Origin of the sequence: Bacillus sp. FSL W8-0183, from assembly GCF_038006825.1 — a bacterium.
Classification (GTDB): Bacteria; Bacillota; Bacilli; order Bacillales; family Bacillaceae; genus Bacillus; species Bacillus altitudinis.
The window spans coordinates 2,603,892-2,621,704 of the sequence record NZ_JBBOVY010000001.1 but is presented as its reverse complement, the minus strand read 5'-3'; the positions used below and the strand labels follow the sequence as shown (position 1 = coordinate 2,621,704).

Below are 17,813 nucleotides of genomic sequence, written 5' to 3'. Positions count from 1 at the left end.
TCCACAATAGGGACGAGGTGTTTTTATGCTGAAAACAAGAAGAATCCAATGGACAGGTGTCATTATTTTTATCTTATTGCTCGGTCTCCTATTTAGACTAGCGGAAATTCAGTTGTTTTTCACAGAATCTTTTTCAAAGCTGGATATTAATTTGATCCAAGAAAGTGTCAGGCAGCGGACAGAAGAAGTAGTCATTTCAGACGGACGCGGCGAATTTTTAGATCGAAACGGCGAGGCACTTCTCACAAAAGAAGAGCCTGCGGTCATCATATTTCCTTTCCTGCAATATGACCTCCCTCACTTAAAGCAAACCGCTTCTATACTTGAGATGGAAGAAGATGAATTGAAGAGCCAGCTGATAGAAACGAAGAAACCACTCATTTTAAAAGATGATATCACGAAAAAAAAGCTAAAAGACATCAATGATATGAAATATTCAGGTGTTTACGGCGTATATATGAAAGAGAAGGACAAAAAAAGACTTGCCCTCCACACATTAGGTTTCACAAGCGAGAATCCAGAACTCTTGAGAAAACGTTATCCGGACAAAAAAGAGCTTTCAATCCGCACTGAGATCGGTACATTCGGTTTGGAAAGTACATTTGACGAATTTCTATTACCAGAGCAAGACACAAAATTGTTATACCATGTGGACGGAAGGGGAAACCCTTTGTTTGGGATGGACGTCAAATATACAGCAGAAGCTCATTCGTTTTATCCGCTGCAAGTGCAGACAACCATGGACGAAGACATGCAGAGGGAAATGGAGAATGTTCTCAAAGCACAAGGTGTTGAAAAAGGCGGAGCGGTTCTGCTCGACATTCAAAATAGCAGTGTGCTAGCGATGGCGAGTGTTCCAAATGTGACCAGCAAAAACCGGCATGAGGCAAGAAATTACATGCTGACCGCAATGGCTCCTGGTTCTGTATTTAAAACGGTCGTACTTGCCGCAGCGATTGAAAAAAACTTGAACCAGCCACAAACGATGTATGATTGTCGAAAGAATTTATATGGAGAGCCAGAAGGAAAGCAGGAAGTACTGAATCTGTCTGAAAGCTTTGCGCAAAGCTGTAATTATACATTTGCGACACTCGCTGAGCAGCTCATCCAAACAGATGATCAAATCCTTGAAAAGACAGCTTCAAAGCTTGGGCTTGTGGATCGAGCCGGCTGGGAAGGGGATGTATACCATAAGCAACAATTCAAACAGTTTGATCGTGAAGAAACAGGCAGTGTGTGGGGAGATAAAAGAGACAAGCATGTCAAAAAAGCCATTGCGCAAACGGCGATTGGTCAAAAAAATGTCAAAACAACCCCCTTACAAATTGCCAATATGATGGCAACGATTGCAAGGGGCGGAGAACGAAAAGAAGTGAGGATTGCAGATAAAGTGATGTATCAAAACGGAACAACGATGCTATCCTTCCAAAACAAACGACCTGATGGTGACAGTATTGACCGCTATACAGCTCAAACCTTGCAAAAGTACTTAAGGCAGGTGGTGACGTCTGACAAAGGAACAGGAAGAAGATTTCAAGACCTGCCGTTCCATATAGCAGGGAAATCAGGCACTGCCCAAACCGGCAGCAAAGATAAACAGGGGAATCCACTTTATCACAAGTGGTTTGCCGGATACTTTCCGGCAGAAAAACCAAAATACGCTCTCGTCGTTGTTCACCTTGATGAGGCAAGTGGCCGGGCTAAGACAAATGAAGCGTTTTATGATATTGTAAAAAAGGTCAATGAAATTGAAAAGAAACAGACATAGAACATCCCTTCATGTCATGTTAGAATAGTAACGACTTAGGGAACAGAGGCAAAGGAGTGCAGAGATTTTGAGTAGAAATTCTCGATTTGAACATCGTGATAAGCGCAGAAAGGCGAATATGGTGCTTAACATATTAATTGGTATCGTTGTGGTGCTTATTTTGGTTGTCGCATCGAGTTTGTTAATTTTTAATAAACCGAAAGATACAAATGTAGCAGACGAACCATCCAAAACAGCACCGGCATCGAGTGAAAATAAACAAAACTCAGAAGAAGATGTGAAAGATCAAAAGAAAGATACATCCGATGATGCGGATGCGAAAAAAGACGATTCATCTGACAAAAAAGACGATACAAAGAAAACAGATGATGAAGAAGAGCCAAACAAAGATGCGTTAAAAGATGCCACAGAAACAGATGGTGGTAAAACAAGTGACGTAGACAAAACATATGAAAACGATAACTGGGAGCCTGTAGGAACAGAGCAATCGGGATCACATACAGCAACCTATGATGCTAACTCAAAAGACTGGAAAGAAATGATCAAAGCCATGTCCTATGCGACAGGAATCTCAGAAGATCAAATGACTGTTATTTGGTTAGGAAATAACGGAGGACCTCAAGATGCAAAAGGAACCATCCGTGATAAATCAACAGGTGAACGCTACCGTGTAGAAATTACGTGGGTGGACGAAAAAGGCTGGAAACCTGTGAAGGTTGAAAAATTAAAATAAAAAAGATGCATGCAAAAAGGCTAAAATGAACTTCATTTTAGCCTTTTTCTTCTTTTCAGCGTGATAGAAAACCTTTGCAGTCTAGGAAGGACTAGCACCGGCGCACAGACCTGACTGCCTATACGCTGATCTTTTTTTTATGAGACATTCGCTTTAAAATGAACAACTGCTGTATACAAAATCTTATCATCAATGACAGTCGTTTGATGACTTACAGAATGAACAGTCAGCAAGATCGCCTGATTATGTTCAATTTGTTTTTGGATCTTTTGTTCAAGTTCTTTTAAAGACGTTGCTTTAAAAAATTCAATTTTGTCCTTTAAAAAATCCAGTTGAAAATCCATTTCATTCATCCCTCCATGCTCTAGATTCATCATAATCTCTCCCATTCAAAAGGGCAAATATTTTTCTACCCCACTCAGTATTTTTTAGTAGGAAAGAATCAGAAGATGTGGTAGGATAGGAACTGTTCGACGGAATAAAACATACTATACGGATAGGAATAAATAGATAAAGTGGAGGGAAAGAAAAATGGGACGTGAGTTTCTTTCTTTATTTGATCATTGGGCTGAATCTTATGATGACACTGTAAGTGGTCATGACGAGCAGTATAAAGAAGTGTTTCGCCGGTATCCGGCCATTCTAAAAGAGATTACTCGCCGTGCAGGTCAACATGTCATTGAGTTTGGAAGCGGCACAGGAAACCTAACGGCGGCGCTGCTTCAAGCAGATAAGAAAGTGTTTGGCGTTGAACCTTCAGAGGCCATGAAGAAAGCGGCTCTTCAAAAAGGAATACCAAATGTATTTCATGACGGAGATTTTTTATCGTTTCCAGCTCCACCTTTTGAGCCTGATACGATCGTCAGTTCATATGCTTTCCATCATTTAACGGACGAAGAAAAAAAACAAGCCATCCACACCTATGGCAACATCCTTCCCTCAGGTGGTAAAATAGTCTTTGCTGATACAATGTTTCAAAATCAAGCAGCACATCAAGCTGCAACGAACAAAGCGAAAGCCGCTGGGTTCGATCAGCTTGCAGAGGATTTAGAAACGGAATATTATCCATCCATAGGTGTGTTAAAGCAAATCTTTGAAGAAGAAGGTTTTAGCACATCTTTTCATCAAATGAATGATTTTGTGTGGATCGTAGAAGCGAAGAAAAGGGAATGAAAGGATGTTTTTGATTTGAAAATCGCAGTGATAGGTGCAATGGAAGAAGAAGTGACGATTTTAAGAGACCAACTAAAGAATGCCACACAAGAAAACATCGCTGGGTGTGAATTTACAACAGGTGTTTATGAAGATAAAGAAGTGATTTTATTAAAATCAGGGATTGGAAAAGTAAATGCAGCGGTCAGCACAACACTTCTGCTTGACCGCTTTCAGCCAGATTATGTGATCAATACAGGATCAGCTGGCGGTTTCCATCACTCATTAAATGTAGGTGATATTGTCATCTCTACAGATGTTAGACATCATGATGTGGACGTGACGATCTTTAATTACGAATATGGACAAGTGCCAGGATTACCAGCTGCTTTCATCGCAGATGATCAGCTTGTGAAGCTGGCAGAGGAATCTGCTTCAGAAATCGATCATATTCAAGTGGCAAAAGGAACGATTGCAACAGGAGATTCATTTATGGATGATCCTGGTCGTGTCGCGTTTGTGAGAGAGAAATTTCCAGAGCTGTATGCAGTGGAAATGGAGGCAGCAGCAGTTGCGCAAGTTTGCCATCTATTTGAAACGCCATTTGTGGTCGTTCGAGCGTTGTCAGATATTGCTGGGAAAGAATCCAATATCTCTTTTGATCAATTTCTAGAGCAAGCAGCGATTCACTCAACAGACCTTGTCCTGCGTATGATAAAGCAAACACAATAAAAGAAGGGGTTTCCCCTTCTTTTCCATACAAAGGAAGGGATTTATATGGCTGTCATACATGATATTACGGAATTAATCGGCCACACACCGCTTTTAAAACTGTCAGGGATGGGTGTGCCGGCAGGTGTTGATGTTTATGCAAAACTTGAAATGATGAACCCAGGCGGAAGTATTAAGGATCGCTTAGGTGATATGCTGATTAAAGAAGCGTTGGCATCGGGCAAACTGCGCCCAGGCGGAACCATTATTGAAGCAACTGCAGGAAACACAGGCATCGGGCTTGCGCTAAGTGCAAGAAAACATCAATTGCATCCGATCTTCTGTGTACCAGAACATTTTAGTCAAGAGAAACAACAGCTCATGAAGGCGCTTGGTGCAGAGATTATTCATACACCAAGAAAAGATGGGATGAAGGGTGCGATTGATCGAGCCCTTGAACTAGAGGCAAGCCTTGACAATGCGTATTGTGTCTTACAATTTAAAAACCAAGTAAATCCATTGACTTACTATAAAACGCTCGGGCCAGAAATATGGTCCGACCTCCAAGGGAACATAGACGTGTTTGTAGCAGGAGCGGGCTCTGGCGGAACGTTTCAAGGCTGTGCTGCCTATTTAAAAGAGCAAAAAGAAGCGCTAAAAACAGTGATCGTGGAACCAGAAGGATCTATTTTAAATGGCGGAAAGCCGGGACCGCATAGAACGGAAGGAATTGGCCTTGAATTTATTCCAGATTATATGGAATCGACTTTATTTGACGAGATTTATACCGTCAGTGACGATGATGCTTTCCGAATGGTGAAAGAAGCAGCTGAAAAGGAAGGTGTTCTGCTCGGAAGCTCGTCTGGAGCCGCTCTATTTGCCGCTTTAGAGGAAGCGAAAAAGGCATCACCTGGGACAGTGATCGTGACCATTTTTCCTGATAGCAGTGAACGTTATCTAAGTAAAGGTATTTATGAGGGAGGAAAATAAAATGAAGCCAAAAACAATGATGATTCATAGTGGAATCACTGGTGATGAAAAAACAGGAGCCGTGTCTGTTCCCATTTACCAAGTCAGCACCTATAAGCAGCCTAAAGCAGGCGAGCACACTGGATATGAATATTCCAGAACTGCGAATCCAACAAGAACAGCACTGGAAACAGTCATTCGTGATCTTGAAGGCGGGGCAAACGGCTATGCATTCGGTTCAGGGATGGCTGCAATTACAGCTGTGATGATGCTGTTTAACAGCGGAGATCATATCGTACTGACTGACGACGTGTACGGCGGAACCTATCGTGTGATGACAAAGGTGCTCAACCGAATTGGCATTAAAGCCACATTTGTAGACACAAGTGATCCTGAAGCGGTGAAAAAAGCGATTTTACCAGAAACAAAAGCCGTCTATATTGAATCACCAACCAATCCATTGCTGAAAATGACCGATCTACAAGACATGAGCCGGATCACAAAAGAAGCTGGCATCTTGATGATTGTCGATAATACGTTTTTTACCCCATATTTCCAAAAGCCGATTTCATATGGGGCTGACATTGTCTTGCACAGTGCCACAAAATATTTAGGCGGCCATAGTGATGTGGTGGGCGGACTTGTCGTGACAGCTACTGAAGAGCTTGGTGAAGAATTGCACTTTGTTCAAAACTCTACAGGCGGTATTCTTGGACCGCAAGATGCGTGGCTTCTAATGCGAGGAATGAAAACGCTAGGGCTAAGAATGGAAGCACATCAACAAAACGCGCAGAAAATCGCTGAGTTTTTAGAACAGCATCCTGCGATTACACGTGTCTATTACCCAGGTTTAAGCGCTCACCCAGGTCATGAGCTTGCAAAAACTCAAGCAACAGGCTTTGGCGGTATGATTTCTTTTGATATTGGAAAAGAAGAAAATGTCGACGTGTTTTTAAGCCAATTGAAATTGTTTACAATCGCAGAAAGCCTAGGGGCGGTTGAAAGTTTAATCTCTGTTCCTGCTCGCATGACCCATGCATCTATTCCAAAAGAGCGCAGAGAAGAGCTTGGTATCACAGATGGTTTAATCCGTATTTCTGTCGGTATTGAGGATATTGATGACTTATTACATGATATTGAACAAGGGCTCGACGCAGTAACGAATGGATAGATTTACATGCCCCTCGCTTTCTCTCACTATGGTAAGCTATCAATAGACATTGATAACGGGAAGGTGAAACAAGTGAAGAAAAAGTGGGATGGTTTAGTGACAGATTACAAGCAATACGCTTTTATTTTGCTTGCTGTTAGCACCTTTTTATATATTGGTACGATTTTACCGAATCAGCACCTAGAAGCATCACCAAAAATGCTGATGCTGGCAGTTGATTGTGTTTTCCTATTGGCTGCTTTTCTTTGCGTGAAACGTGCGATCTTTTTTCAAAAAAAGCTACAAGAACTAGATGAAGATTAAGCAAAAAGTCTCCTCATATGATGAGGAGACTTTCAGCGTGTAGACAAACCCTCGCATTCTTTGTCAGTCCTGCGTGCCGGTGCTCACGAATGTCAAATTCGCTCCGCGCCGGTACTCGTCCTTCCTAGAATTCAAAGGTTTTCTATCACGCTGAAAAGAAGACAAAGGGCTAAAATCAAGTTCATTTTAGCCCTTTGTCAACATTCTGAAGTTTCCTCATGTGATGAGGAAACTTTTTTTTAATTGCACTGGATAATCGGACAAGAATCACTGTAGAAATTTAGTCAAACACACAAAAATCATCTAATTTACTAAAAACAGGTTTACAAAATGGTGCTCGCTGGATATACTTACAAAGTAATTAAAAACGTAAAGGAGGCTGAAGAATATGTTATTCGTATCTACTTGTGATCAATTCAACAACCAATTTCATCATGTCATCAGCCTGTGGAAGAGCTCGTGTCCTTCCTTTACCTTTTACGGTTCACGCTACAAAACTGTTTAAGTAAACGAGGATTTCACGTATCATCCATCGCAGGTTAGAAGACACTGTCTTTTGATCTGCATTTTTGTGTGCCCGCAGGTCAACTGATAAAGAAGATCTGCGGGCTATTTCGCGTGCTGCGAACTGAAGGGAGGTGAGCGTATATGACAATCCATTTATTTTTTATTACTTTGACGATCCAACGTAAATACAAGGACATTGAAACCGTTCTTTATGAACAACAAGTCGAAACGTTTTATGAAGAAATGAAGCAGAAACAACTAAAGTACATGAACTAAAAAGGACAATAAAAACATGAAAAGGAGGAGATTGACATGTTTATGATGCTTGCAATGCTTGATTGTTATACAAGGGAGAAGGACCAGGTTTAGACACGCTCCACATTGATCACCTGCACATATGATAACCGTAAAAGGAGATTGTGAGGTGATCAATGAATGTCGATGTCACCATATATGAGGTTTCCGTCAGTGGGGCACGGGTATGCGTCTATTCCGCATTCTTTAAAGCACGGATACGGCAATCCATACAGAATGCAAAGAGAGCAAGAAGAAATGCTCAGACGCTATATGTACAATTATCCAACCTATTGGTATTAAAGAAAAGGAGCAGGAAACGTTATCGTTTCCTGCTCCTTTTACATTAGCAAATCCAGCTTGCACCGATGATGATTAACAAAATGAACAGTACAACAAGCAATGCGAATCCGCCTGCAAAACCGCCACCGTAGCCACCGCAGTAGCCTCCAGAATAACCGCCAAAGCCCATAATCTAGCACCACCTTTATCTAATCAAGATACATTCATAAAATATGCAGCTCATGCAGAAAACGAAATCAATCTGAGCACAATTAATGAAAATGCCTATTTGTTTAAATATTTTTCATTACGTGCGAAACATTTTCAGAAAAGGTGCCGTCTAATAAAAGACAAAGAAATTAGGACTAGGTCTTAACTTTTGTTAGGCGAGAGCCGATATGAAAAGTAAGAAAATTCGTAAATAGTTTTATTTACTGGTGCAAAGCAGGTGTTGACATTGATTCAAAGCTGGATTGGAAAACAAATGAGGGAACCAAAGGGCTTGTTCTCAAAATGGGTTGCCCGCTATATGGAAAAAAATCATCATAATATCAATCAATGGACGATTCAACTCTTAAATATACAAGAAAACGACCGGATTTTAGAAATTGGTACTGGAAGAGGTATGACATTATCTAAAGTAGCGGAAAAACTTGATCGAGGGAAAGTATATGGAATCGATGCTTCGCGTCATATGGTAAAATACGCGAAAAGAAAACATAAGAGGCTTGTCGAGCAGGAAAAAGCCGTTATCACACTTGGAAAAGCTGAGCAATTACCTTTTGAAGACAGATCATTCAATAAATTGTTCACAGTGCAGACCATCTATTACTTGCCAGATATCGAACAAGTCATGAAAGAGGTATATCGTGTTCTTCAAGTGGATGGAGAAGTATTCTTATCTTTTCAAAAGCAGGAACTGATGAAGGAACAAAAACGCTCTCAGTCTCTTTCAACGTACAGTGAAGAAGACATCAGCTGTCTTTTTTCAGCGTATCACTTTAGAGACGTCTCTGTTTACCATTATGATACATACATCTGTATCAAAGCCTTAAAATGATGAAAATATTTCCCAGGTAATGAACAAGCACTCAAAAAAAGGCTCTTCGCCAGAAGGGCCTTTTTTGCATGTGGGAATTGATCATTCATCAATAAAAAAGACTCTTCACAAGAAGAGTCTTTTGCATTCATTTCATATGTAGGGGCCAGCCAGGTGTGTAAGGAATGATAGTATATATAAGGAATTTGTTTGTCGATTAAGGATACCTGTCTGGCTTATTCCTTATATCGACAATGTTCTGCAAATGTTTAGCTTTTTTTTCAATATTTTCTTTTTTATTTGACTGGAAAATACATTTTTCTCTCCTAGATAGACATTTGTCACTTATTTTTTGAGTCAATGTGCGGTTAAAAGAAGGAAAAAGCCCGAGAAAGAGAGAATTTTGGAGAGACTTCATTTTTAAACAAAAAGGGAGGAATGAAAACATGTCGGGAAACAAAGGTGTCGTTTACAAAGGAGCAGGAAATGTAGCAGTTGAGGATATTGGATACCCTGATTTGGTTTTAAGGGATGGCCCTGGTGTACCTAAAGCCAATGTTGGACGTAAGTGTGAGCATGGCGTCATTTTAAAAGTGGTGACAACAAACATTTGCGGGAGCGACCAGCACATGGTAAGAGGGCGTACAACTGCGCCTGAAGGACTTGTCCTTGGTCATGAAATTACTGGTGAAGTCGTTGAAGTTGGACGAGATGTAGAGTTTATCCAAAAGGGTGATCTCGTATCAGTTCCGTTTAATATTGCCTGTGGTCGCTGCGTCATGTGTAAAGAACAAAAAACCCATGTGTGTTTAAATGTGAACCCCGATCGACCTGGCTCAGCTTATGGTTATGTAGATATGGGCGGATGGGTTGGCGGCCAATCAGAGTACGTCATGGTGCCATATGCTGATTTCCAGCTGCTTAAATTTCCGGACAAAGATCAGGCGATGGAGAAAATACTTGATTTGACAATGCTTTCCGATATTTTCCCGACAGGTTTTCATGGTGCGTATTCGGCTGGCGTAAAACCAGGCTCTACTGTCTATATTGCTGGTGCAGGGCCAGTAGGTCTTGCAGCAGCGCATTCCGCTCAGCTCCTTGGCGCTTCTGCTGTCATCGTCGGCGATCTCAATGAACAAAGGCTCGAGCAGGCGAGAAGCTTTGGCTGCGAAACGATTAATTTACGAAAACATGATCGAATCGGTGAACAAATGACAAACATCCTTGGAGAGCCAGAAGTCGACTGTGCGGTCGATTGTGTCGGCTTTGAAGCTTCAGGTCATGGAGATCAAGGAGAAGCACCAGCCACCGTTTTAAATACAATTATGGATATTACCAAAGTTGGCGGTAAACTTGGAATTCCAGGACTTTACGTCACAGAAGATCCAGGTGCTGTGGATGAAGATGCAAAAGTTGGATCTCTGAAAGTGCGAATTGGACTTGGCTGGGCCAAAGCCCATACCTTTGTGACAGGCCAAACCCCTGTCATGCAATATCACCGCAGCTTGATGAAATCTATTTTAAGCGGAAGAGCACAAATCGCCAAAGCCGTTAATGCAACCGTCATTTCCCTTGATCAAGCCCCTAAAGGATATAGCGATTTTGATTCGGGTGTGGCGAAGAAATTTGTGATTGACCCGCATGGCATGATTTCTAAATAATGATCCATCGAAAAAAACTTACAGGATTTTTCCTGTAAGTTTTTTTGTTTATAAATATAAAAAGACCTATACTGTTCTTCTATATTTCATAACGTGGTAAAATGAGTAAATTGGAAAAAATGATCTTTAGTTGAAAGACATACCATAAAACAGTTGGCAATGATTGGACAGGATTATGATAGATAGAATAGAGGAGAGATTGCGATTGCTAAAAGTACAAAACATCATCAAAAATTATGAAGGTAAACAAGTATTAAAAGGGGTTAGCTTCCACTTAAAACAAGGTGAATCATTTGGACTGTTAGGCCCTAATGGTGCAGGGAAATCAACCTTAATCGGTATCATGACAGGACTTATACATGCAACGAGCGGGACTATTACGATTGGAGGCATTGATCTACATAAAGAAACAAAGCATGCACAGCAATTGATTGGCATTGTTCCGCAAGAGATCGCTTTATATTTAGATATGTCAGCAAAAGAAAATTTAACGTTTTGGGGGAAAATGTATGGACTTAAAGGAGAAGAATTAAAAAGCAGAGTACAAGAAATCCTTGAATTAATTGGTCTGGGCAATAGAGCGAATGATAAGGTGAAAGTATTCTCAGGAGGGATGAAAAGAAGAGTGAATATCGGATGTGCGATTTTGCATCGGCCAAAACTATTAATAATGGATGAGCCTACAGTGGGTATAGACCCGCAATCCAGAAATCATATATTAGAAACAGTTAAAACGCTAAATAGTGAAGGAATGACGATTATTTATACGAGTCATTACATGGAGGAAGTCGAATATCTATGTGAAAAAATAGCTATTATGGATCAAGGTTCTTTCATTAAGATAGGTGATTTAAGTGAATTGGCTGAGTTTGTTGGAGAAAAAAGAGAAATCATTTTTACGATTAAATGTGAACAAGGACAAAAGGATATGGAGCGAGTGTGCCAATATATAAATGAATACCACCCACTGAATGACTTTATGGTGCAGGAAAATCAAATCAAATTATTTGATGACAATCCTCAGCATTTACTAAGTCAACTTATTCAAGGTGTAACCGCATTAAATGTTCAATTAATTTCAGCAGAAGTTGTAGAACCAAATTTAGAAAATGTTTTCTTGTATTTAACAGGTAAGAAATTACGAGACTAGATCGAATAGAGGTGAGTATATGAGTATTTGGGTTGTACTGAAAGATCTATTATTGTTTTTTAGGGATAAGAAAAGCTTTTTTACACTTTTTTTTATGCCTATCATATTAATTGCTATATTAGGTGCAGCATTTGGAGATAACATGAAGAAAGATAGCGAAATTAGGATCAATTCATTTCGAGTAGGAATAACAGATCAAGATAAGTCCGCTACAAGTAAAATGTTTCTTTCAACATTGTCTAAGAGTGAACTCAGTGACATATTTGAAGTGAAGGTCACCTCGAAAAATCAGCTAGAGAAAGATTTAAATAGTAGAGACATTACAATGGGTATAATCATCAAGCCGAATTTTGAAAAAAGCATATTAAATCACGATCATGTGCAATTGAATATTTTGAAAGGACCTAATTCAAGCTTACAGGAAATGGTCCTAGAAAATGTGGTTTTGCAATTCTTTCAAAATTATCATATGAATCGTATTCTGATGCCGTTGAATCAAGGTAAAGAAGTGGAGATCGTGTCTGATCAACTGAAAAAAGAACTATTGAACGAAAGGAACATTCATATCAACAGCCAGCCGATTACATCCTTCCAATACTACGCAGGCGGGATGGGTGTGCTTTTTTTATTAATGACTGTTGTTTTCTTGGTTGGCAGTATGATAGAGGAAAAAGAAGAAGAAGTCTATAAAAGACTACTAGTATCAAAATTAAGCAATACTAGTTATATCATTGGAAAGTTATTGGGCATTTTTTTAATGAGTATGATTCAACTTGCGGTCATTATTTTATTTACTAGTTTTGTCTTTAAGGTGAATTGGGGAGAGCCTTTTACTGTTGTTATGATCGGATTTAGTTTTATATTAAATGCTGCGGGTTTAGGGGTGCTGATTGGTTCTTTTATCAATAGAGAAAAAACGTTTAACAGTGTGGGGATTTTAGGAACTCAAGTGTTAGCTGCTTTAGGTGGGAGTATGGTGCCCTTATACTTATTCCCACAATGGGTGATGAATATCAGCTATTTTTTACCTAATTCTCTTGCACTTCAAATGTTTTTGAAAAGTATGGCAGGTGCTGATTTTAGTGAAATTCAAAGCGGATTATTACTTAGCTGTGGGATGGGACTAGCTTTCTTCATCATTGCTTTATTAAGAATGTCTTTTGAAAGGAAGCATCGCTATGCATAAAATATTAGCCATTATCACGTTAAAGTTAAAAGAAACATTAAAGTCTCCATTGGCTCTCATTTTTTTATTTGTTATGCCAATCATATTTAGTTTTATCTTTGGCAGCACGGCATCAGATACAAAGAAACCCACAGTTGCTTTTGTTCAAAATCCTCAACAAGACGAACTCAATCAGGAAATATTAAAAATGCTCAAAAAGAACACGACATTTCTTTGGATAAAGGCGTCTGAAATTGAAGCGGAAGAATTAGTATCTGATGAAAAGGTAATTGCGTCGGTTAAAGTCTCTGATCAATTAGAGTCCCATTTAAAAGAAAATAAAGAGATTTTTGATGTGACAGTTTATAAGAAAACTGAGGAATATGCAGTCTTATCTCCCTATTTAAAAGAGGCAGCAGCGATCATTTATCAGATCAATTACGGTGTGAAAGATCAGAGAAGTGCTTCTCTCACCACTGCATTGAATAAGTTAAATGAATCTGGCACCATTTCGTTGGTTGAAAAAAAACAAAATGGTCAAGCAAACCAGCAACCAAATTTAATACCGCTTGGCTTTACCATTATGTTTATGATGTTTGCGATTTCAAGCTCTTTGTCATCTATACATTTGGAGTATAAAAATTATACATGGCAAAGATTGCTTTCGAGTCCAATCCATAAAATATATGTACTTCTGGGCTATTTAATAGCATATTTCCTTCTTGGATGGCTACAATTAGGTGTTCTTTTGACCATCTTATCTATTTTCTTTAATGTCTACTTAGGCAACCTATTTCTTATTTTATTGTTCGGATCATTTGTTATAGGCCTTGTCGTAAGTTTAGGATTTATGATAGCTACTTTATCTCAAACAAAAAAACAAGCTGAAATCTTTAGTGCAATTGTCATTGTAGGATCGTGCATGCTGGGTGGTATTTATTGGCCTCTAGATATCGTTCCAGACACTATGAAGAAGATTTCTTTGACTATACCGCAAACATGGATGATGTCTGGTTTTGGTGAGATCATGAGCGGCAATGTTAATCTTTCTATCTTATTATTAGATGCGACGGTTTTAATTGCTTTTACGGTGGTCTTTATGATCATTGGTTTGAAGAGTATCAGATCCTATTAATCCATTGTTCTTCTAAAAAGCCCTCTATAGCTATGTAGAGGGCTTTTGTATACATGTGATTTACTTTAAATGATTGGATAACTCGTTAATATTTAATGGTGAAAGAAATTGAAGGCTGCCCAAATAAATATTTCACATTACCCATTGAGAAGGATATATTCCTCTGTTAAATCAACAAACGCCTTCAAAGCAGGAGACATCCATTTATTTTTATGCCAGAATAGTTGGATTTTAGTTGTGAGACAGGGTCCCATCCAATTGATTTTAATCATATGGCCTTCTGTTATTTCTCTTTTTATAGAAATTTCGGGAAGTACAGCAATTCCTAGACCAGCCATTACACATTTTTTTATGGCTTCTACATCTGCTAGTTCTAGTTTACTTCTCGGTTTTGCTCCTGCCTGTGTCAAAGAGTGTTCGAAGGCGTAACGATAATCGCAGTCTTCAGTTAACAACAATCTTTGCTCGTCTAAATCGATAGGATATACTTTTTGTTTTTTGCTCAATGGATTTGTTGGACAGCATACAATGGCCATCGGTTCATCTTTTAATTCTTTTACAATTAAATGTGAGGATACGACAGGATTCATCGATAATAGGGCGACATCAATTTGTCCTTCCAGTAATAGATTTAAAACATCCTTTTCAGCTATTCCGGGACGGAAAATCAGTTCTACTTTAGGATACGTTGTTTGAAAGTCCGTTAAAATATGAGGAAGTCGATAGGTACATTATGCCGCTTGGCTCACTCATTCCGCCAACAGCCTCTAATGCTTCTCCTGTTAAACCTAAAATCTTATCCGTATAATCTTGAAACTTCATACCAGCTTCTGTTAAAATTACCCTTTTTCCAAGCCTTTCAAAAAGAGGGGTTCCTAACTCTTCTTCTAATGCAGCGATATTTGCCGTGATACTAGATTGAGCATAGCCAAGTATTTGTGCTGTTTTTGTAAAGTTTAATACTTTTGATGCTGTTTGGAACATCATCAGTTGCTTTATTTCCAACGTCAATCCCTCCTAAATCGGATGAGCCGATTGATGCAATCAGAAAACTTCTATAGATAGATCATAACATTTTTACTATGATAAAAGTAGGCGCTTTCATTATTTAGAATGTTCAGATTTTATAGGGGGGATGGCTTTGTTTGAAACGATTGTCAATTCAATAAATGACTTTTTATGGACATATATTTTAGTCGTTATGTTAATAGGGATTGGAATCTACTTTACGGTGAGAATGAAGTTTATGCAAATTGTCTTACTAAAAGAGGTCTTCCGTTCTATTTTTGAAAAAGCCCCAAAAATAAAAGGGAGTCAAGACATTTCTTCAATGCAAGCTTTCTTTATCGGAGCAGCGACGAGGATTGGAACTGGAAATATGGCAGGTGTTGCTATTGCCATCACAGTTGGTGGTCCTGGAGCTATTTTCTGGATGTGGTTTGCAGCAGTTTTAGGGGGAGCTTCTGCATTTGTCGAAAGCACACTCGCTCAAATATATAAAGTGAGAACAAGTGATGGTTTTAAAGGGGGGCCAGGCTATTATATACAAAAGCAATTTGGACTGAAATGGCCAAGTAGGATCTTTGCCTTTTCTGTTATTCTTAGTTTTGGCTTAATTTTTAATGCAGTACAAACGAACACCATCACAAATGCCTTTCGATATTCATTTGGTATCAGTCCAATTGGCATGGGGGTATTCGTAACCATTCTTACGGCACTCATCATTTTTGGTGGTGTAAAGAGAATTGCCCGCTTTACCCAAATCATTGTGCCAATCATGTCCTCGTTTTATATTATCTTAGCACTTTATGTGATAGTGACAAATATCGCTGATGTACCCGCAGCATTAGCAAGTATTATGAAAAGTGCGTTTGGATTAGAGCAAGTGGTTGGAGGCGGAATCGGCGCTGCAATAATGAACGGTGTCAAACGCGGTTTATTTTCCAATGAAGCAGGAATGGGAAGTGCACCAAATGCAGCAGCTGCTGCCCATGTTTCACACCCAGTAAAACAAGGGTTTGTTCAATTATTAGGTGTATTTTTTGATACATTAGTTGTTTGTAGTTGTACAGCATTTATTATTATGCTATCAACAGTAGAAACAGCAGGTGATTTGTCAGGTATTGAAATTACTCAAGCTGCAATGGCGCAACATTTTGGTTCTTGGGCTAGTATTTTCTTAGCATTTGCGATCTTTACTTTTGCATTTAGCTCCATTGTAGGTGGCTACTATTACGGTGAAGCCAATATCGGTTTTATTCATCACAGTGTAACCGCGCTATTCGTGTATCGAATCACTGTTTTAATGATGATCATGTTTGGTGCTCTCGCCAACTTACAAATCGTTTGGACGTTAGCGGACTTGTCGATGGCGATTATGGCTATTGTTAACTTGGTTGCCATTGCGATTTTAGGCAAATTTGCTTTTGCGGCTCTAAATGATTACATGGGACAAAGAAAGGTAGGAAAGAACCCTGTTTTTTACGCTTCTACCATTCCAGGTTTAAAAGGAATAGAATGGTGGGGAGCAGAAAAACAAGCGATTAAATCAACAAATGAAGGGGTAGAAAATCAATGATAAATTTTGAATATGATTGTCATACGAAAATGATCATGGGGGCGGGGAAATCTAAAGAAATTGCCTCTATTGTAGAGGACATTGTATTGCCTAGTGCTACAATTATGATTGTAACTGACTCTGGTGTAAAAAGCGCAGGATTGGTGACGCCTATTGAAGCATATTTGCAAGAAGCTGGTTATTCCGTTGTCGTCTTTGATCAAGTATCTCCAAACCCTAGAGATCATGAATGTCTAACGGGTGCAGAGCTCTTTAGAAAAGTACAAGCATCAGCGGTAATTGCGATTGGTGGAGGAAGCCCAATGGATACGGCAAAAGCCATTGCTTTATTAGGTCCAAATGGTGGTAATCGTGAAGAGTATATAGCAGGGAAGAAGGCGTACACAAATGTATCACCCTTAATTTGTATTCCAACCACGGCTGGAACTGGCTCTGAGGTGACCCGTTCATCTGTGATTACGTTAGCTGCTTCACATAAAAAAATCACCTTAAAACATGCCTTGCTTCGACCAACTATTGCGATTTTGGATCCTGCTCTTACTTCAACGGTGCCAAAAAGTATAACAGCGGCAACAGGTGTTGATGCACTGGTCCATGCGATTGAAGGCTATACATGTAAAGAAACAAACCCTATTTCTAAGGCGATGGGGGCAAGCGCAATGAAAACCATTGTGACCTATTTACCGAAGGCGTATGAAGACGGGTCTGATTTAGAAGCAAGATACAAAATGCAGGAAGGCAGTTTACTCGCTGGCTTATGCTTCGGTTCCGCTGATGTAGCAGCCGTGCATTGTTTAGCGGAAGCGCTCGGCAGTCTTTATGATACGCCTCATGGTATCGCAAATGCTGTGTTTTTACCTTATGTCATACAATTTAATGCAGCTGAAAACAAATCATTGCACATAGAGCTTGCAAACATCATGGGCTTTGCAGATAAAACGGATGCAGATGATGTGGCGATTCAAAAATTAATGGATGGTATGTATACATTCACAAAGAATTTAGGTATTCCATCACTAAAAGAATTATCTTATGTAAAAGTAGAAGATTTTGAAAAAATGGCTGAACTAGCAGAACAAAACAACTCTACAAAAAGCAATGTTCGTGCCGTTACGAAAGCGGACTACTTAGATATACTAAAGGCTGCTTTTTAAGTCATACAGAAAAAGAGCCGAATAGAATGACTGAATGATAT

20 protein-coding genes are annotated in these 17,813 nt (G+C 39.4%); 16 read left to right on the top strand and 4 right to left on the bottom strand.

The window, feature by feature from the left end; translation table 11 throughout:
* The first annotated feature begins 25 nt into the window (after positions 1-25).
* Complete coding sequence (locus NSQ64_RS14000; RefSeq protein ID WP_341017013.1) at positions 26-1,768, top strand: peptidoglycan D,D-transpeptidase FtsI family protein; 1,743 nt, start codon at positions 26-28, stop codon at positions 1,766-1,768.
* Between the two features lie 67 nt (positions 1,769-1,835).
* Positions 1,836-2,501 carry a YrrS family protein gene (locus NSQ64_RS13995; protein ID WP_017367687.1) on the top strand — a complete coding sequence of 222 codons (666 nt, stop codon included), beginning with the start codon at positions 1,836-1,838 and terminating at the stop codon, positions 2,499-2,501.
* Positions 2,502-2,638: 137 nt separating this feature from the next.
* On the opposite strand, the gene NSQ64_RS13990 is transcribed toward NSQ64_RS13995, so the two are convergent.
* A complete protein-coding gene (locus NSQ64_RS13990; RefSeq protein WP_341018329.1) occupies positions 2,639-2,845 on the bottom strand; it encodes a DUF2536 family protein in 207 nt (68 codons plus the stop codon).
* A gap of 187 nt (positions 2,846-3,032) precedes the next feature.
* Here NSQ64_RS13990 and NSQ64_RS13985 point away from each other — a divergent pair, with 187 nt between their 5' ends.
* The 7 genes from NSQ64_RS13985 to NSQ64_RS13955 all read left to right on the top strand — a co-directional run bounded on the left by NSQ64_RS13985 (position 3,033) and on the right by NSQ64_RS13955 (position 7,911).
* On the top strand, positions 3,033-3,674 hold the full coding sequence (locus tag NSQ64_RS13985; protein WP_041506826.1) for a class I SAM-dependent DNA methyltransferase: 642 nt from the start codon (positions 3,033-3,035) through the stop codon (positions 3,672-3,674).
* 15 nt (positions 3,675-3,689) lie between these two features.
* Positions 3,690-4,385 carry a 5'-methylthioadenosine/S-adenosylhomocysteine nucleosidase gene (mtnN, locus tag NSQ64_RS13980; RefSeq protein ID WP_019743016.1) on the top strand — a complete coding sequence of 232 codons (696 nt, stop codon included), beginning with the start codon at positions 3,690-3,692 and terminating at the stop codon, positions 4,383-4,385.
* A 45-nt stretch (positions 4,386-4,430) separates the two neighbouring features.
* Complete coding sequence (locus tag NSQ64_RS13975) at positions 4,431-5,354, top strand: PLP-dependent cysteine synthase family protein (RefSeq protein ID WP_024718360.1); 924 nt, start codon at positions 4,431-4,433, stop codon at positions 5,352-5,354.
* 1 nt (position 5,355) lies between these two features.
* The gene (locus NSQ64_RS13970; protein ID WP_144679903.1) at positions 5,356-6,504 is read left to right on the top strand and encodes a bifunctional cystathionine gamma-lyase/homocysteine desulfhydrase; all 1,149 of its coding nucleotides are present in this window, start codon (positions 5,356-5,358) and stop codon (positions 6,502-6,504) included.
* Positions 6,505-6,576: 72 nt separating this feature from the next.
* Complete coding sequence (locus NSQ64_RS13965; RefSeq protein ID WP_148943687.1) at positions 6,577-6,807, top strand: YrhC family protein; 231 nt, start codon at positions 6,577-6,579, stop codon at positions 6,805-6,807.
* 648 nt (positions 6,808-7,455) lie between these two features.
* Complete coding sequence (locus tag NSQ64_RS13960; RefSeq protein ID WP_008342648.1) at positions 7,456-7,590, top strand: YrzI family small protein; 135 nt, start codon at positions 7,456-7,458, stop codon at positions 7,588-7,590.
* Between the two features lie 159 nt (positions 7,591-7,749).
* Entirely contained in the window at positions 7,750-7,911 is a 162-nt protein-coding gene (locus NSQ64_RS13955; protein WP_154666048.1) for a hypothetical protein, read from the top strand.
* Between the two features lie 43 nt (positions 7,912-7,954).
* Here NSQ64_RS13955 and NSQ64_RS20990 read toward each other — a convergent pair whose 3' ends face one another.
* Positions 7,955-8,080: a YjcZ family sporulation protein gene (locus NSQ64_RS20990; protein WP_008342643.1), complete on the bottom strand. Its 126-nt coding sequence runs from the start codon at positions 8,078-8,080 to the stop codon at positions 7,955-7,957.
* Positions 8,081-8,347: 267 nt separating this feature from the next.
* Here NSQ64_RS20990 and NSQ64_RS13945 point away from each other — a divergent pair, with 267 nt between their 5' ends.
* The 5 genes from NSQ64_RS13945 to NSQ64_RS13925 all read left to right on the top strand — a co-directional run bounded on the left by NSQ64_RS13945 (position 8,348) and on the right by NSQ64_RS13925 (position 14,040).
* Positions 8,348-8,950 (top strand): class I SAM-dependent methyltransferase, encoded by a 603-nt coding sequence (locus NSQ64_RS13945; protein ID WP_017367683.1) that lies wholly within the window; start codon positions 8,348-8,350, stop codon positions 8,948-8,950.
* Positions 8,951-9,375: 425 nt separating this feature from the next.
* Positions 9,376-10,590 (top strand): formaldehyde dehydrogenase, glutathione-independent, encoded by a 1,215-nt coding sequence (fdhA, locus tag NSQ64_RS13940; RefSeq protein WP_017367682.1) that lies wholly within the window; start codon positions 9,376-9,378, stop codon positions 10,588-10,590.
* 205 nt (positions 10,591-10,795) lie between these two features.
* Complete coding sequence (locus NSQ64_RS13935; protein ID WP_268381873.1) at positions 10,796-11,740, top strand: ABC transporter ATP-binding protein; 945 nt, start codon at positions 10,796-10,798, stop codon at positions 11,738-11,740.
* Between the two features lie 19 nt (positions 11,741-11,759).
* Positions 11,760-12,926 (top strand): ABC transporter permease, encoded by a 1,167-nt coding sequence (locus NSQ64_RS13930; RefSeq protein WP_335350379.1) that lies wholly within the window; start codon positions 11,760-11,762, stop codon positions 12,924-12,926.
* Complete coding sequence (locus NSQ64_RS13925) at positions 12,919-14,040, top strand: ABC transporter permease (protein WP_286070138.1); 1,122 nt, start codon at positions 12,919-12,921, stop codon at positions 14,038-14,040. Before NSQ64_RS13930 ends, NSQ64_RS13925 begins: the two co-directional genes overlap by 8 nt.
* A gap of 137 nt (positions 14,041-14,177) precedes the next feature.
* Here NSQ64_RS13925 and NSQ64_RS13920 read toward each other — a convergent pair whose 3' ends face one another.
* On the bottom strand, positions 14,178-14,708 hold the full coding sequence (locus NSQ64_RS13920; protein WP_286070180.1) for a LysR family transcriptional regulator substrate-binding protein: 531 nt from the start codon (positions 14,706-14,708) through the stop codon (positions 14,178-14,180).
* Between the two features lie 10 nt (positions 14,709-14,718).
* Positions 14,719-15,045: a LysR family transcriptional regulator gene (locus NSQ64_RS13915; RefSeq protein ID WP_286070139.1), complete on the bottom strand. Its 327-nt coding sequence runs from the start codon at positions 15,043-15,045 to the stop codon at positions 14,719-14,721.
* 130 nt (positions 15,046-15,175) lie between these two features.
* Between NSQ64_RS13915 and NSQ64_RS13910 the strand changes: the two genes are divergently transcribed.
* Together NSQ64_RS13910 and NSQ64_RS13905 are read left to right on the top strand one after the other, a co-directional pair.
* Positions 15,176-16,618, top strand: a complete 1,443-nt coding sequence (locus NSQ64_RS13910) for an alanine/glycine:cation symporter family protein (RefSeq protein ID WP_341017003.1) — start codon at positions 15,176-15,178, stop codon at positions 16,616-16,618.
* Positions 16,615-17,772: an iron-containing alcohol dehydrogenase gene (locus NSQ64_RS13905; protein ID WP_341017001.1), complete on the top strand. Its 1,158-nt coding sequence runs from the start codon at positions 16,615-16,617 to the stop codon at positions 17,770-17,772. Before NSQ64_RS13910 ends, NSQ64_RS13905 begins: the two co-directional genes overlap by 4 nt.
* Positions 17,773-17,813 lie beyond the last annotated feature (41 nt).